This is a genomic window from Micromonospora sp. NPDC050417 (assembly GCF_044458865.1).
Classification (GTDB): Bacteria; Actinomycetota; Actinomycetes; order Mycobacteriales; family Micromonosporaceae; genus Micromonospora_G.
Map to the genome: position 1 here is coordinate 158,386 of NZ_JBITIH010000010.1, position 15,621 is coordinate 174,006.

The 15,621-nt window shown below is 70.4% G+C and carries 12 protein-coding genes and 1 riboswitch; of the genes, 5 read left to right on the forward strand and 7 right to left on the reverse strand.

The annotated features are described in order from the left end of the window. Positions 1-28 precede the first annotated feature (28 nt). The 7 genes from paaN to ACIBF5_RS15445 all read right to left on the reverse strand — a co-directional run bounded on the left by paaN (position 29) and on the right by ACIBF5_RS15445 (position 9,317). Positions 29-1,702 carry a phenylacetic acid degradation protein PaaN gene (paaN, locus tag ACIBF5_RS15415; protein WP_396811939.1) on the reverse strand — a complete coding sequence of 558 codons (1,674 nt, stop codon included), beginning with the start codon at positions 1,700-1,702 and terminating at the stop codon, positions 29-31. Positions 1,703-1,769: 67 nt separating this feature from the next. Beyond that, on the reverse strand, positions 1,770-2,810 hold the full coding sequence (locus ACIBF5_RS15420; protein ID WP_396811940.1) for a GNAT family N-acetyltransferase: 1,041 nt from the start codon (positions 2,808-2,810) through the stop codon (positions 1,770-1,772). 344 nt (positions 2,811-3,154) lie between these two features. Next, positions 3,155-4,453 (reverse strand): threonine synthase, encoded by a 1,299-nt coding sequence (thrC, locus tag ACIBF5_RS15425; RefSeq protein WP_396811942.1) that lies wholly within the window; start codon positions 4,451-4,453, stop codon positions 3,155-3,157. An 11-nt stretch (positions 4,454-4,464) separates the two neighbouring features. Next, positions 4,465-4,598, reverse strand: a riboswitch (SAM riboswitch). A 173-nt stretch (positions 4,599-4,771) separates the two neighbouring features. Continuing rightward, complete coding sequence (locus ACIBF5_RS15430; protein WP_396811944.1) at positions 4,772-5,086, reverse strand: helix-turn-helix domain-containing protein; 315 nt, start codon at positions 5,084-5,086, stop codon at positions 4,772-4,774. Continuing rightward, positions 5,083-5,484 carry a type II toxin-antitoxin system RelE/ParE family toxin gene (locus tag ACIBF5_RS15435; protein WP_396811946.1) on the reverse strand — a complete coding sequence of 134 codons (402 nt, stop codon included), beginning with the start codon at positions 5,482-5,484 and terminating at the stop codon, positions 5,083-5,085. The genes ACIBF5_RS15430 and ACIBF5_RS15435 overlap by 4 nt, the downstream gene beginning before the upstream one ends. A gap of 66 nt (positions 5,485-5,550) precedes the next feature. Next, on the reverse strand, positions 5,551-6,468 hold the full coding sequence (locus tag ACIBF5_RS15440; RefSeq protein WP_396812110.1) for an ABC transporter permease: 918 nt from the start codon (positions 6,466-6,468) through the stop codon (positions 5,551-5,553). Between the two features lie 2 nt (positions 6,469-6,470). Further along, positions 6,471-9,317, reverse strand: coding sequence for an alpha/beta fold hydrolase (locus ACIBF5_RS15445; RefSeq protein ID WP_396812112.1), 2,847 nt, complete (start codon positions 9,315-9,317; stop codon positions 6,471-6,473). 436 nt (positions 9,318-9,753) lie between these two features. Between ACIBF5_RS15445 and ACIBF5_RS15450 the strand changes: the two genes are divergently transcribed. The 5 genes from ACIBF5_RS15450 to ACIBF5_RS15470 are packed head-to-tail and all read left to right on the forward strand — an operon-like array spanning position 9,754 to position 15,585. Beyond that, a complete protein-coding gene (locus ACIBF5_RS15450; RefSeq protein WP_396811948.1) occupies positions 9,754-10,983 on the forward strand; it encodes a hypothetical protein in 1,230 nt (409 codons plus the stop codon). Further along, on the forward strand, positions 10,970-13,864 hold the full coding sequence (locus ACIBF5_RS15455; protein WP_396811950.1) for a nitrate- and nitrite sensing domain-containing protein: 2,895 nt from the start codon (positions 10,970-10,972) through the stop codon (positions 13,862-13,864). The genes ACIBF5_RS15450 and ACIBF5_RS15455 overlap by 14 nt, the downstream gene beginning before the upstream one ends. Then, positions 13,861-14,337 (forward strand): roadblock/LC7 domain-containing protein, encoded by a 477-nt coding sequence (locus tag ACIBF5_RS15460; protein WP_396811952.1) that lies wholly within the window; start codon positions 13,861-13,863, stop codon positions 14,335-14,337. The genes ACIBF5_RS15455 and ACIBF5_RS15460 overlap by 4 nt, the downstream gene beginning before the upstream one ends. After that, a complete protein-coding gene (locus tag ACIBF5_RS15465; RefSeq protein WP_396811954.1) occupies positions 14,334-14,822 on the forward strand; it encodes a DUF742 domain-containing protein in 489 nt (162 codons plus the stop codon). Before ACIBF5_RS15460 ends, ACIBF5_RS15465 begins: the two co-directional genes overlap by 4 nt. Beyond that, on the forward strand, positions 14,800-15,585 hold the full coding sequence (locus ACIBF5_RS15470; protein WP_396811956.1) for a GTP-binding protein: 786 nt from the start codon (positions 14,800-14,802) through the stop codon (positions 15,583-15,585). The genes ACIBF5_RS15465 and ACIBF5_RS15470 overlap by 23 nt, the downstream gene beginning before the upstream one ends. The last annotated feature ends 36 nt before the right edge of the window (positions 15,586-15,621 follow it).

Sequence of the window (15,621 nt, forward strand, 5' to 3'; positions counted from 1 at the left end):
GCGATAACAAGGGGCCCTTCCTTACACCTCAGATGTGGCGGCGGGACTGGACGACGCGGAACCGGTTGGCGACGTACGCGCCGTCGGTCAGTGCGGCATTCGCCGCCGCGTTGGCGCCACTGGCGTGGAAGTCGGAGAAGGCCGCCGACTGGTTGACGAAAACGCCACCGGTGAGGTTGCAGGAGAGGTGCACTCCGGCGTCGAGCGCCGCCGCCTCGGCCGCGTCGAGCACCTTGCCGTCGGTGGCGTAGACCGCCGCGGTCAGGGCGCCCTGCGCTCCCACGGTCTTCCGCAGGATCTCCAGGCTGTGCGCGGTCGAGTCCGTGGAGATCGCGAACGAAATCGGCCCGAACCACTCCCGGCCGTACGTCTGTGCGTCGTCCGCCCCGAGCCGGACGATGGCCGGGGTGCGGACCACCGCGTCCGGGTAGGTCGGGTGCGTGACCGTGCGCGACGCGAGCACCACCTCGCCGACGCCGGCCACCTCGTCCAGCCGGCCGAGCACGCCGTCGTTGACGATCGCACCGGTCAGCTCGACGGCCCGTGCCGGGTCGCCGGTGAGTTTGCCGACCACTGCGGCGATTGCGGCGGTGACCTCGTCGAAGGTCTTGTGCCCCTGGTCGGTGTCGATGCCGTCGGCCGGGACGAGGATGTTCTGCGGCGTCGTGCACATCTGTCCGCTGTAGAGGGTCAGCGAGAAACCGATGTTGCGGCACATGCCGGCGAAGTCGTCGGTCGAGTCGATCACGATGGTGTTGACGCCGGCCTTCTCGGTGTAGACCGAGGCCTGCCGGGCGTTGTTCTCCAGCCAGTCGCCGTACTCGGTGGAGCCGGTGAAGTCGATGATCCGGACCTCGGGGCGGAGTGCCAGCGTGGTGGCGAGCTTCTCGCCCGGTTCCTCGGCGGCGAGCAGCACCAGGTTGGGGTCGAACCCGGCCTCGGCGAGCACCTCGCGGGCGTACCGGACGGTGATCGCCAGCGGCAGCACGGCGCCGGGGTGTGGCTTGATCACCACCGGGTTGCCGGTGACCAGCGAGGCGAACAGACCGGGGTACGAGTTCCAGGTCGGGAAGGTGTTGCAGCCGATCACCAGCGCCACACCCCGGGGCACCACGTGGAACGTCTTGACCATCCGCAGCGGGTCGCCCTTGCCGGCCGGCTTCTCCCATTCGGCGCTGCCCGGGTGCCGGGTCATCTCGGCGTAGGCGTACGCGATCGACTCCAGTGCCCGGTCGAGGGCGTGCGCCCCGCCGGCCTGGAACGCCATCACGAATGCCTGCCCGCTGGTCGCGTGTACCGCGTTGGCCAGCTCGAAGATGTGCCGGTGCAGCCGGGCCAGGATTTCCAGGCAGACACCGGCCCGGGACTGCGGTCCGGCGTCACGCCAGCTCGGCAGCGCGGCGGAGGCGGCGGCGATCATCGCGTCGAGGTCGCCGTGCGGGTAGCGCACGGCGAGGTCGAACCCGAACGGGCTGGCCTCGGTCGCGACCCGTCCCTGGGTGCCGGGCTGGTCGAGCGGAAAGTCGGCGTCCAGGTAGGAGCGGTAGGCCGCCTCCCCTTCGGCGGCGGCGGTCTCGCCGTACACCCGGGGGCTGGGCGATTCGGGGAAGGCCGACCAGTAGGCACGCTCGGTGATCGCGGTCAGCGCCCGGGCGAGGGTGTCGGCGTGCGTGGCGTAGAGGGGATGCGGGGTCTCCGTCATCCCGTCATCATGCCCCAGCTCACCTCCGTCCTCCCTCCCCTGGGCGGGGGAGGGAGGACGCGGCGGGTCAGAGGGTCAGTTGCCAGTTGTTCCAGGAGTCGGCGGGGCGGAAGCCGATGGCCTCGTTGATAGAGATCATGTGGTCGTTGACCCCCGCGTTCCAGGTGTCGATGACCCGCAACTCGGGTTCGTGGGACAGGGTCCACCGCAAATTTTCGATCTTGGCGATGGTGCCGAGCCGGTGGCCACGGTGGTTCGGGTCGACGATGGTGATCTGTTGGAAGGCGTGCCAGGGCGGGGTCGCGCCGACGTCGATCATGGTCCAGGCGACGAGCCGACCGGTCCCGTCGTGGCGCAACGCGCTGCTGTAGAGACGCCGACCTCGTACGGCGAGCCCCGCGTCGACCGCCAGGATCCGCTCCCGGTCCGGTTTCGGCGCCTCCCACTCCAGGTCACCGAGGGGGGCGTCCTGGAGCAGCCGACCGTCGAGATACGCGATGTCGTCGAGGTACTCGTCGGGCGCGCTGCCGATCCAGCGGACCAGGGAGTAGCCGTCGGCCCGCTGCCAGGCGGCGGCGAGCAGTTCGTCGAGGTGCGGCTGGTCGAGAGTGGTGAGGTCAAGCCGCCGTCTGATGTCGACCAGCGCGTTCTTCGCGCCGATCGAGGCCGCGAACGCGGCGGCAGGGTCCTCCCGGGGCGCCTGGCCGGGCAGTACGTCGACCGAGACGGTATTGAGCCGCTTGCGCCCCAACTCGCGCAGCGTACGCAGGCTGTAATCGAAGAGTGCCCGGCCGACGCCACGACGCCGGTACTCGGGCAGCACCTCGATGTCGATCGAGGCGTTCTCGGTGTTCTCCAGCTGGGGGAGTTCGATGCAGAGGTAGCCGACCGGTCGCCCGTCGAGATGGGCCAGCACATACCGGTCCTCCTCGCCGGGCATGGGATGGCGGAGCTGGCCGAGGAAGCGTTGGTGACAGAGCGGCGGGAAGTCGGGCAGGTCGGCCGCGATGACCGCGGACCGGATCGCGTACGCCTGCTCGACCGCGAGATCGTCAGCGACATCGAGTGGGGTGACGGCGATGCCTACGGGGGTGGCGGCGGTGTCCATGGCTCCGAGGGTGCCCGGCTCGTACGAGGAACGCGAGCGAATTAGTTTCGCTCAGCTCCGCCGACCTTGGTCGGGAGGACGCTCGCACAACGCCTCCGGCGTCGGGTCGTAAGAGCTTGAAAAGTCTACGGCGATGCGTCCTCCCGCACGGAGCATTTTGCGTCGCCCGATTCGCGACGTCAAGCCCTCGTCGGGGTCTTTTGCTAACGGGTGGCAAATCGGCAGCTACCCACCGCATCGGACAGATCCACCGATCGGCCTACTTGTCCCGGTCCGAACGACTGACGGCGCGCTCCGGCGAGGCGGGCGGCCGTCAGTCGTCGAGACCAGACGAGTGGGCCACCTCAGCCCAGCAGGCCCGCCTCACGGGCGGCCTTCAGCGAAGGCTTCACCCGGTACGTCGGGCCGACCAGCGACGCCACCGCGTCGATGGTCTTCAACCCCTCGCCGGTGTTGTAGACAACCGTCTCGGCGGTCGGGTCGAGCAGGCCGCTCGCCACCAGCTTGCGGAGGCAGGCAACGGTCACGCCACCCGCCGTCTCGGCGAACACCCCGGTCGTACGCGCCAGCAGCCGGATCGCGTCGCGGATCTCGTCGTCGTCGGCGTACTCCATCCAGCCGCCGGTACGCCGCACCGCCTCCAGCGCGTACAGACCGGCGGCCGGGTCGCCGATGTTGAGCGACTTGGCGATTCCGGTCGGCTTCACCGGAACAATGGTGTCGGTGTCGTTGTGCAGGGCGGTCGCGATCGGGTTGCAACCGGCCGACTGTGCGCCGAAGACCTTCCAGCCGTTCGCGGGCGCCTCGACCAGGCCGATCTCGACCAGTTCGCTGAATGCCTTGTCGACCTTGGTGAGCAGCTCACCGCTGGCCATCGGGATGACCACCTGTTCGGGAATGCGCCAGCCAAGCTGTTCGGCGACCTCGTACCCCAGGGTCTTGGACCCTTCGGCGTAGTACGGCCGGACGTTCACGTTGACGAACGCGGTGTCCTCGAACTCGTCGGTCTCGACCAGTTCGCCGCAGAGCCGGTTCACGTCGTCGTACGAGCCGTCGATCGCGACCAGGTCACCGCCGTACACCGCGGTCGTGATGACCTTGCCCTGTTCCAGGTCGGCGGGGATGAAGACGATCGACGGCACCCCGGCGCGGGCCGCGTGCGCGGCAACCGAGTTGGCCAGGTTGCCGGTGGAGGCGCAGGCGAAGCGGCTGAAACCGAGGCCCCGGGCGGCGGTGAGCGCGACCGACACCACCCGGTCCTTGAACGAGTGGGTGGGGTTGGCGCTGTCGTCCTTGATCCAGAGCGGCGCGGTGATGCCCAACTCGGCGGCGAGGTGCGGGGCAGCCACCAGCGGCGTCAGGCCGGGGTCGAGGGTGACCCGGGTGGTCGGGTCCTGGCCGGCGGGGAGCAGGGCGGCATACCGCCAGATGTTCTGTGGGCCCGCCTCGATGTCGGCCCGGGTGACCTTGGACAGGGCGTCCTGGTCGTAGGCGACCTCAAGCGGGCCGAAACACTCGTAACACGCATGCTGGGCGATCAGCGGGTACTGCGCGCCGCAGCCCCGGCAGACCAGCGCACGCGCCGGGTTGGCCGGGGTTTCGCCGCTGGTGGAAGTCTGGGTTTCGCCGAGGGTCGCAGTCACGCGATGCCGTCCTCTCATCTTTCCCCTACACCGCACGGTGCGGCGGGGACGGACTTGGCACCTGCCTCGCCAGGCTCGTCATCGAGCCGGCGGGTGGTTGCCGGGGCTTCATCGGGCCGTATCCCTCTGCCCCTCTGGATGAGGTATTCAGTTGTGTTCCCGATCCTACGGGTGAACCCGCCTCCGGCCCAGCAGGCCGCCGCCCGTGTGACCCACACCCCACGCGCTCCGTGCCGTGCGGTGTGCACGGCACGGAAAGGCCCATCGGGTACGCGAGCAGGAGTCGCACTTACACCGACGTTGTCCGAACGAGGACGATCAGGCGATCTGCCGCAAGTCGGTACCGTAATCGAAGATGATACGAAGCTTTGCCCCCAGAGCTTCCGCATACCGAGCAAGCGTGGCGACCTCGTTCACGTCAAGATCGCCGTTCTCGATCTGACTGACCCGCCCCGGCGTCACACCCATGGCCTCAGCAACATCACGTTGAGTCAGCCCGAGGCGCTTGCGTTCCTCCGCAAGATGGAAAGCGCTCACCCACGCTTCGGTCCGGGCACGTTCCGTTGCCAGCGCCGCGTTGTCCCCATCGTCCAACTCGGCGCGGATCTCTTCCCAGTCGTGGAACTCCGTCATTGTTGCTTCTCCTGCCTGCGCTGACTCTCGTCGACGAGCCAGTCGGCAAACGCGTCCTCCGCTTGCGGGATCGCCTCGTCGTACCACTTCACCCAGTTCCCCGCCTTGTTGCCCGCAACCAGCAGTACAGCCTGCGACCAGGGATCGAACACAAACAGAATCCGCACCGCGACATCCCGACCGGAGCGAGGTCGCAGCTCCTTCAAATTGACCACGGAGGAGGCGCGAAGCGTGTCCACCAACGGTCTCCCAAGCCCGGGCCCGGTTTCGGCGAGGATATCGAGAGCGACGTTGACCGATCGGTAGACATCGGGGTCAGTCCGACGCAACTCGCGCAACCACTCGCGTACGCCGCCGGTCACCTTGATGAGCCACCGTCGCGAGGCTGACCTGGACATGACCCGCAGTATAGCTCGAGCTAAACACCAGGTCCATGCAACACGTCAAGTGAGCGCGACCAGCGGTCAGCTGACCACGTCCTTGCGGGTGAAGCGCCAGAACGCGAGGCCCCAGAAGATGGTGGCGTAGCTGATCGCCGAGATGCAGCCGCGTACCAGGTCGTCGGTCTGCACCGGAGTGGAGAGCAGCCCCAGCCAGGCGGTGCTGTAGTGGGTCGGCAGGAAGTCGCGCACCACGCCGAGCGCCTCGATCTGGTCCAGGATGCTGGAGAGGATCCAGAGCAGGACGGCACCGCCGACCGCTCCCAGGGCGGCGTCGGTGGAGACCGAGAGCAGGAACGCCAGTCCCGCCACCACCAGCAGCGCCACCGCCAGGTAACCGACGATGCCGAGCAACCGCAGCAGCCCCTCGGCGGCCGGGATCTGGGCCGCCACGGTGCTGCTCAACGGCTCCCAGCCGTAACGCAGGGTGCCGAGCAGCAGTGCGGTCCCGACCAGCAGCACCAACGCCAACCCGGAGTACGCCAGCGCGACCACCAGCTTCACCGCCAACAGCCGTGCCCTGGGCACCGGCACCGCCAGCAGATACCGCAGGCTGCCCCAGCTCGCCTCGCTGGCCACGGTGTCGCCGCAGAAGAGGGCGACGACCACAACCAGCAGGAACGACGCCGACACGAAAAGGCAGAAGAGGGCGAAGTTCAGTCCGCCGGTGGTGGCGAGGTCGATCAGGCTGGCGAACTCGCCGTTGCCGTTGTCGTCGTCGCCACCCGCGTTGAACTGGAACGCGATCAGGACGATCAGCGGCAGCAGCACCATCGCGGCCAGGGTCAACTGCGTACGTCGACGCGCGAACTGCCGACGCCACTCGGTCGCCACCGAGAGCGTCGCCCCCGGCCGGTAACCCGGCGCGGCACCCGCACCGGAGACGGTCACCTGGTCCGTACCGGCCATGTCGGCGGCCCCGCTTCCCGGAGAATCGGCCATCGTCATCGGTCCCCGCTCCCCCGCGAGTTTTCGCCGACCAGGGCGAGGAACGCGTCCTCCAGGCGCCGTCGCGGCATCACCCGGTCCACCCCGACCCCGGCCCGGACCAACTCGGCGACCACCTCACTGCGAGCGGTCCCGTCGACGTCCACCACCAGCGTCCCGTCGCCGTTGGACAGCACCCGCACCCCGTCGAGTCGGTTGAGCACGGTCCGCGCCGCCACCGGGTCGCTGACGTCGAACTGCACGCTCGGCGACTCGCCGACGATCTCCTCGACCGGTCCGGCGGCGACGATGGTGCCCTTGTTGACCACCACCGCGTGGGTGCACGACTGTTCCACTTCGGCCAGCAGGTGACTGGAGACCAGCACCGCCCGACCGCCGGTGGCGTACCGGCGCAGCACCCGGCGCATCTCGGCGATCTGCGGCGGGTCGAGCCCGTCCGTCGGTTCGTCGAGCACCAGCAGTTCGGGCAGGCCGAGCATGGCCTGGGCGATGGCGAGCCGCTGCCGCATCCCGTGGCTGTACGTCTTGATCCGACGGTGGATCGAGTCACCGAGCCCGGCGATCTCGATCGCCTCGTCGAAGTGGGCGTCGGCGAGGGGTCGCCCGGTCGCCCGCCAGTACGACCGCAGGTTCGCGATCCCGCTCAGGTGCGGCAGGAAGCCCGGCCCCTCGACCAGCGCACCGATCCGGGAGAGCACCGGCGAACCGGGGACGAGCCGGTGCCCGAAGACGTAGATCTCACCCGCGGTCGGCTGGGTCAGCCCCATCAGCACCCGCAGGGTGGTGGTCTTGCCGGCGCCGTTCGGGCCGAGCAGGCCCACCACCTGCCCCCGGTGCACCTCGAAGTCGACCCGGGAGACGGCAACGAAGCCGTCCGCGTACTCCTTGCGCAGTTCGCGGATGACCAGCGGGATGTCCGCGTACTCGGCGGTCACCGAGGTGTCGTGGCGGCGGTGCCGGCGGCGGACCACCAGCAGGACCACGACGAGACCGACCACGATCGCGGCGAGCAGTGCGGCCAGCGCCCAGCGCCACAGCACGCCCGTGGTGGCGATCGGCTCCCCGTCCACCGTGGGCAGGGTGATCTGGTCGCCGCCGAGAGCGACCGAGTAGACGGTCGGTTGGACCGGGGTGGCGTAACCCTGGTCGGAGGTGGCGACCACCAGCGCGAGCCGGTGCCCGGCCTCGACCCGGTGCACGATCCCCGGCAGGGTCACCCGGACCGGTGCCGCGCCGGCCAGGTCGGCCGGGAGGCCGCTCAGGCGGACCGGTGCGATCAGGCCGCTGGGCAGCTCGGCGGTGCCGTCCGGGCCGAGGTCGTAGAGCTTGACGAAGAGCACCGCCTCGCCGGTCGGCGAAGCGGCCCGGATCGAGACGGTCGGCGCCCCGACCACGTCCACCGGCTCGGCGAGCGGCTCGGTGACGAACCGGGCGTACTGTCCGGGCAGGTCGCCGGCGACTCCGCCGACCACGCTGGAGAGCACCCCGGCGAAGGGCACGGTCGAGATCGCGGCCGGGTTGCCGTTCGGAGGGTTGGCGACCTGCTGCGGCGGCCCGGCGACGGTGACCGTACGGGCGCCGCCCCCCGCCGAGGTGTCGGTGCCGGTCAGGCCCGGGTAGTCGGCGGTCCGGAAACCGGTCGCGACCAGGCCCCGGTCGAGCGCGTCGAAGCCGGCCAGTCGGGACCAGGTGAAGCTGGTGCCGGGATCGTCGGCGTCGCCGCGTACGTAGTGGTCGAGCCACTGCACGGTGAGGAACCTGGTCCGGTCCTGGTCGGTCTGGGGCCCGGCCCCGCCGTCGTGGCCACCGGTGAACCAGGCGACCCGGACCGGGGTGCCGGCGGCGGCGATGCCACGCGCGTTCGCGTCCGCCTCGGAGAGCGGAAAGAGCGTGTCGGCTTCGCCTTGGATCAGCAACGTCGGCGCTTTGATCCGGTCGAGTACGCCGGCCGGGCTGGAGCGGCGCAGCAGCGCGACCGCCTGCTCGGTGCCGCGCCCGGTGGTGGCGATGTCGAGGTAGGCCGCGCAGACGTCGGCGGCGAACCGACCGCAGGCGGGGTTGGGCGCGCCGGCACCGGGACCGGCGCCGGGCCCGACACCCGGGGCGGGTTCGTTACCCGTGGCAGCGCCCTGGGCCGGGCCGGTGCCAGCGACGGGTCCGCCGAGCCCACCGGGGCCGGTGCCGCCGCTTCCGAAGAAGATGCCGGCCCAGCCCTTCTTGAACACCCCGTCCAGGGTGGGTCGGCCACTCGACTCGGGCAGGAACGAGGCGGCCAGGTCGTGCCAGGTGATCATTGGAACGATCGCGTCGACCCGGGGGTCCGCCGCGGCGAGCAGCAGGGCGAGGCCGCCGCCGTACGAGCCACCGACGACGCCGACCCGGGGGTCACCCGTCGCGTCGGTGCGGATCTCCGGCCGGGCGGCGAGCCAGTCGAGTAGCCGGGCGGCGTCGCGTACCTCGAAGTCGGGGCTGTCCAGGTGGATCTCGCCGCCGCTGCGTCCGAAGCCCCGCGCGGTGTACGCCAGCACGGCGTACCCCTGCTCGGCCAGGTCTTCGGCGTCGCGGCGGACCGAGTCCTTCGTCCCGCCGAAGCCGTGCGCGAGCAGCACCGCCGGTACGGGCCGGTCCGCGCTGGCCCCCTCCGGTAGGTAGAAGGTCGTGTCGATGTCGACGGGCTGGTTCCCGTCCGGACCGGATCGGAGGCTGAGCAACCGGTTCTCGGTCCGGAAGGAGTCCCGCTCGGGCCAGACCGCCCAGCCGACGACGGCGGCGAGTAATGCCACGACCAGGGCCGCCGCGCCGAGTCGACGCCGGCCGAATCGGCCCTTCACGGCGTCCCGGATCGGGTCGGTCCGGACAGGACACGGTGCGGGGCACGGCGGAGCCGGGACGGCAGCGCGGAAGGCATGGGCACACCGTACGGGCCACAACCTGTGCTGTGGCTGAGATCCGCCGTACGTCCGTCCGGTCAACCCGAACGTCGGCCAAATCGGGTCGTATGAACATCCGAGGCCCAAAGCGAGGGGGACAAATTCGGACTATGTGAATTCCGATTTACTGGACATAAAACCCAATCGATGCATGTCGCTTGACAATAGGCACGCAGAGTGACGATTTTGAGTACCCGTGACCACGGGAGCGCAACTGACGTGAAACCGACTGTTCGTCGTGGACGGACGGAGTCGGGCGTTCAGTTAGTTTTCCGCTCCGGTGGGCGGGACCCCGGCGGCCTCCCGGCGCCCACCACCGGATCCTGGCCGTCGCCGGAGGAGATGCACGATGACAGTTCCCGCGCAGCGGCCACGACGATGGCCGAACGCGCCCGGAAAGGCACTGCGCCTCTCCCTAGCGGTGATCTTGATAGCGCCCATCGCCGCGCTCTTCGTGCAGCTACAGGGATCGGTCGACGACGATCAGGAGTTGGCCCTCCGGGAACAGCACGGCATCGAGTACCTCCGCTCCCTCGCCGATGTCACCGTGGCCCTGACCGAGGCGCAGTCGGCGGCGGTGGCGGGCCGCCCGGTGCTCCGCGAGGCGCTCGCCACCGCCGTGGAACGGACCACCGTGATCGACACCCGGCTCGGCGCCGAACTGCGCACCCGGGAACGCTGGGCCGGCGTACGCGCCAAGATCGAGGCGCTCCCGGATCGCGGCTCCACCGCGCCGGACGCCGTCTTCACCGTCTACCGCGAAGCAGCCGACCTGCTTCTCGCCCTCTACGACAAGGTCCGGGAAAGCTCCGGACTGATGCGTGACCCGGAGGCCGACTCGTACTACCTCCAGGACGCGGTCGGCGAAGAACTACCGTTCGCCCTGATCGCGGCCGGTCGCCTCGCCGACCTCGCGGTCCTCGGCGCGGCCCGGCGACCCGCCGAACGGCTCCGTACGGTCGCCGAACTGACCGCCGCCCGCACCTCCCTGCTCGACCCCGCCGGCGACCTGATCAAATCCCTCCAGGCGGCGGTGGACAGCACCGAGAGCCCCAACCTCGGCGGCAACCTGCTCAACCAGCTCGACAGCTACCAACGGGCCATCGAAGCCCTCGCCGCCGCCTCCGCCCTGACCGACGGCACCTCCGAGACGGACCTGACCCAGATCGCAGCGGCCCGGGTCACCGCCCACGCCGCCGCCGAACAGCTCTCCGCGATCATCCTCACCGAACTCGCCACCCTGATCGACGCCCGCGTCGACCGGCTCGCCCGCGACCAGCAGATCACCATCGGCGCCGGCATCCTGGCCCTGCTCCTGGTGCTGGCCCTGATCACGACAATCCTGCTCGGCGGCCGGGGACGGCGGTCAACCCCGGCGGCAACGGCTGCCCCCGACACCCCGTCGGCCGAAATCCCCGGAACCGAGCCCGGACGCTGGGACGCGCTGGTCGAATGGTCGGCCACCGGACCGGCGGGTTCCCCCGCCGCAACGCCCACGACCCGACCGGTCGCCGCAGCCGGAGCCGGTACGGGCGGCGACGGCCCCGGAACCTGGGGGCGTACCGATGCTGCTCGGTAGGCTCCGGATCCGGGCGAAACTCGCGCTGCTCGTGATCACCCCGCTGCTCAGCATGGTCGGTCTCGCCGTGCCGGTGGTCGTCGAACGGGTCAACCAGGCCAGCCGCGCGGCCGAGACGGCCGAGACCGTACGCATCGCCGGCCGGGTCGGCTCGTTGGTGCAGGAATTGCAGCAGGAACGGCTCCTCTCCATCGGCTACCTGATGAACCTCACCGACCGGTCCACACTGATCCAGCAGTCGGCCACGGTCAGTGACGAGATCGCCGACCTGCGGGCGGACCTCGGCGACAAGCTCACCGAACGGGTGTCGGGCGCGATCGCCGGGGTGCAGCAGCTCGCCGAGCTACGCAACGCCGTACTCAACCGTCGGGCCACCCCGGAACAGGTGCTGGGCAAGTTCGGACCGGTACACGTGGCGCTCATCGACGCACTCCAACTCTCGTACGAGGTGGACACCGCCACCCCGCAGGGACGGCAGGTCGTCGCACTCGACGCGGTACTCCGTACCGACGAGGGAATCAGCGCCGGAGCATCGATCATCGTCCTCGTGGTCGCGAGCAAGAACCAGGGTGCGATCACCGCCTACATCAGCAACATGGCCGCCCTCCAGGTCAGCACCAACCGGTTCAGCGCCTTCGCCACCCCGGAACAGAACGCGCTCTACCGGCTGGTCGAGGACGCGGTGGCAAACCGCACCAATCCGGAGTTCCTCACCACGTTCGCCCAGAACCCCGAGGGCGCCATCGCCGGCTTCTCCATGGCCCGGCTCTTCCCCGCCGTTCTGTCCCTGATCACCCTGGGACAGTTCGTGGAGAAGCGAATCGTCACCGACGTCATCGCCCAGGTCACCGCCGAGCAACGCGCCGCGCTGACCACCGCATACTGGGTCGGCGGGCTGGTGCTGTTCATCCTCCTGGTGGTCGTCCTGCTGAGCCTGGCGGTGGCCCGTACGGTCGCCCGCCCGCTGATCCGGCTCACCCAGTCGGCCGACCGGGTGGCCCGGGTCGCCGAGGGCGAACTGGTCCGGATCGCCGACGACGAATCCGAGTCCGTCACCCCGATTCGGCTCGACCCGGTGGACATCCGTGCCCGGGACGAGGTCGGCGACCTCGCCCGCGCCTTCGACCGGGTGCAGGGAACAGCGGCCCGGCTGGTGGAACGGCAGGCGGCGAGCCGGCGCAACGTGGCGCAGATGTTCGGTCACGTCGGTCGGCGTACGCAGAACCTGGTCGGCCGGCAGATCGCGTTGATCGACCGGCTGGAGCACCAGGAGACCGACCCCACCCGGTTGCAACACCTCTACCGGCTCGACCACGTCTCCAGCCGGCTCCGGCGCAGCGCCAGCAGCTTGGTCGTACTCTCCGGTTCGGCCGGTGCCGACGGACACGTGGCACCGATGCCGCTCGGCGACGTCGTCCGGCTCGCCCTCGGTGAGATCGAGGACTACACCCGGGTCGACGTCGGCGTACGGATCGACGTGGGGGTCGCGCCCGCGGTCATCGGCGATCTCGTACTGACCCTGGCCGAGCTGATGGAGAACGCCACCGCCTTCTCACCGCCGCACACCCGGGTGAGGGTCTCGGGCGAGACCATCGAGGGCGGCGTCCGCCTCATCCTGGTCGACCACGGCATCGGGATGAACGCGGAACGGCTGACCGAGGAGAACGCCCGGCTGACCCGACGGGAGCGGCTCGATCTGGCCCCGACCGAGGTGCTCGGACTCTTCGTGGTCGGCCGGCTCGCCCGCCGGCACGGCTGGCGGGTGACGCTCTCGGCGACCTCCGGCGGCGGCGTCACCGTCGAGCTGGACATCGCGGAACGGCTGCTGGTGGCGCGGCGTACCGAGTCGTCGGCGGTCGCGGTCGCGCGGGTGACCGTGCCGCCCGCGCCGCTGCGCTGGCCGGCCGGCGAGCCGGGATCGGTCGCCGCCGCGCCGCTGCCGTCCCGGCTGCCGTCGACGCCGCTCCCGGGCCCGATCGGTGTCACCCCGGTCCCGGGCCCGATCGATGTCACCCCGGTCCCGGGACCGATCGGTGTCACCGACATCGGCGTCACCCCGGTCGCGAATGCGCTGCCGCCGCTCACGCCCACCGCCCTGGCCGGGTCCGGCCCGGCAACCGACGACCCGGGAGCCGGCTCCGCCGGCACCGGCCCCCGACCGGAACCGGTCGACCCGGCCGGTGCCACCACCGTGTCCTCCTCAGCCGCGCCGGCCCTGGCCGGCACCGGTGTCGAACCGGTCTTCGACGCCGCGTTGCTGCACCGGGCGAGCCAGTCGCTCGCCGCCGGTGAGCCCTGGAACGCGTTCGCCGAAGCGCCCGCCGGCGGCACGGCCGGACCGACCGGCCCGGTCGACTACCCCGGCGGCACGGCCGGGCCGGCACCGACCACCGGGGCACCGGGCTTCGACGACGCCGCCTCGGCCAGGGCGATGGGACTGCGCCAGCGGGTGCCCGGCGCCCAACTGCCGGTCAATCCCGGTCCGGCCGCGAACGGCCGGGGCCCGGGACGCAACAGCGGCCCGCAGCCGGCCGATCCGGCCGTCGTGCGCGCGTTGATCGAGGAATTCGAAGCCGGCGTACGACGCGCACATCGCCAGCAACCAGCGACGGCAGCCACGACCGGGGCGAACCCCCGGGGTACGGCGCCGGAGGTCGCGCCGGTCGGAGCGGGGCCGGTGCAACTCACCCGGCGGGTTCCCGGTTCCCACCTGGACGCGTCGGGACCGACGGCCCGCCGGGACCGGCAACGGTCCATCGGCGCCCGCGTGGACGATCCCGACGCGGTCCGCGACCTCGTCACCCAATTCGAGGCCGGGGTGGCCCGCGCCCTGAGTGAAGTCCGCCCCGACCACCGTCACGAAGAGGAAACGCCACGATGACCAGCCCCTTCACTCGCGACAGCATCGAACGTGAGCAGCCCGGTACGGCCACCGCGGAACTCAGCCAGGAGGCCCGCACCTTCAACTGGCTGCTGGACTCGTTCACCACCAACACCGCCGGCGTGGTCGAGGCGATCGCGGTCTCGTCCGACGGATTGCTGATGGCGATGTCGGCGATCAAGGACCGGTCCAACGCGGAGCGACTCGCGGCGGTGGTCTCCGGCATGACCAGCCTGGCCGGCGGAGCCGCCAACTGGTATTCACTCGGCGGTCTGAACCGGGTGATCGTGGACATGACCGACGGCTACCTGCTGGTGAGTTCGATCAGTAGTGGCTCCGTACTCGGCGTGGTGGCCGACCGCTCGGCCAACCTGGGCACCGTCGCGTACGAGATGACGCTCTTCGCGGGCCGGGCGGGCAGTGCGCTCACGCCTCGGCTCATCGTCGAGTTGAAGAACTCCGTTCAGTCGTGACCCGGCCCGCGGCCGGCGCCGGGCGGGAACCCGAGCCGGCCATCCGGATCCGCCCCTACCTCCAGGCGGCGTCGGCGCCGGGCGTGCCCGATCCGGAGATCGACAGCACGGACCCGGAGGCGTTGCCGGGCGTGGCCCCACAGGGTCTGCGGCCGTTCGTGCTCACCGCCGGTCGGGTGGACAGTGTCGATCCGGCGATCTGCCTGGAGACGCAGGTGACGGCCCGGCCGGACGGGCCGTCCTGGACCAGCCCGCCACTGGGGCGCCTGGCACCGGAACTACAGGACATCGTCACGCTCTGCGCCGAACCGATGTCGGTGGCGGAGATCTCCGCTCGACTGCGGTTGCATCTCGGCGTGACCAAGATCTTGGTCGGTGACCTCCGGGCCACCGGTCACCTCGATGTGCACACCTATGACATCGAGGATGCCCACGACCCCGACCTCATTCTGCGAGTGATCGATGGACTTCGTGCGATCTCCTGACTGGCCGACCAGCCCGACGGCCAGCTTCCCCGTGAACAGCGCGCCCAGCCGGTACGGCGGGCCAACCAGTCACGGCGGCGGGCCGGGTGGCAACGGCGGCCCCGCCGGGTACGCCGGCCCCACCACCCCGGCCCGACACACGCGGCCGACCGACTACGGCGAACCGGCCGGTGCCGGCGGAGCCGCCCCCAGTCGTCCCAAAAGCGCACCGATCCCGGTGAAGATCCTTATCGCCGGTGGCTTCGGCGTGGGGAAGACCACCACGGTCGGCGCCATCTCGGAGATCGCGCCGCTGACCACCGAGGCGGAGATGACCGCTGCGGGGATCGGAGTGGACGATCCGGGTACCCGCTCGGAGAAGACCACGACGACGGTGGCGATGGACTTCGGCTGTGTCACGATCGACCGCAGTCTGAAGCTCTACCTGTTCGGCACACCGGGGCAGTCCCGGTTTGGTTTCATGTGGGATGACCTGGCCCGGGGCGCGCTCGGGGCACTGGTCGTCGTCGACAGCGCCCGGCTCGATGACTGCTACCCTGCGATCGACTTCTTCGAGCGCGCGAGACTACCCTTCGTTGTCGCGGTCAACGCGTTCGACGGGCAACTGGCCCACGATCTGGATTCGATCCGTTGGGCCCTGGCGATCGGCGAGCACGTGCCGCTGGTGCGGTTCGACGCCCGCGACCGGCTGTCGGTACGCGATGCCCTGCTGGTCGTCCTGGACCGCGCACTCGATCGAGCGATCCGGGAGCGGGAGACGTGAGCCGGTGACCACGGCGTGGCGTTCGGAAGAGGTGGC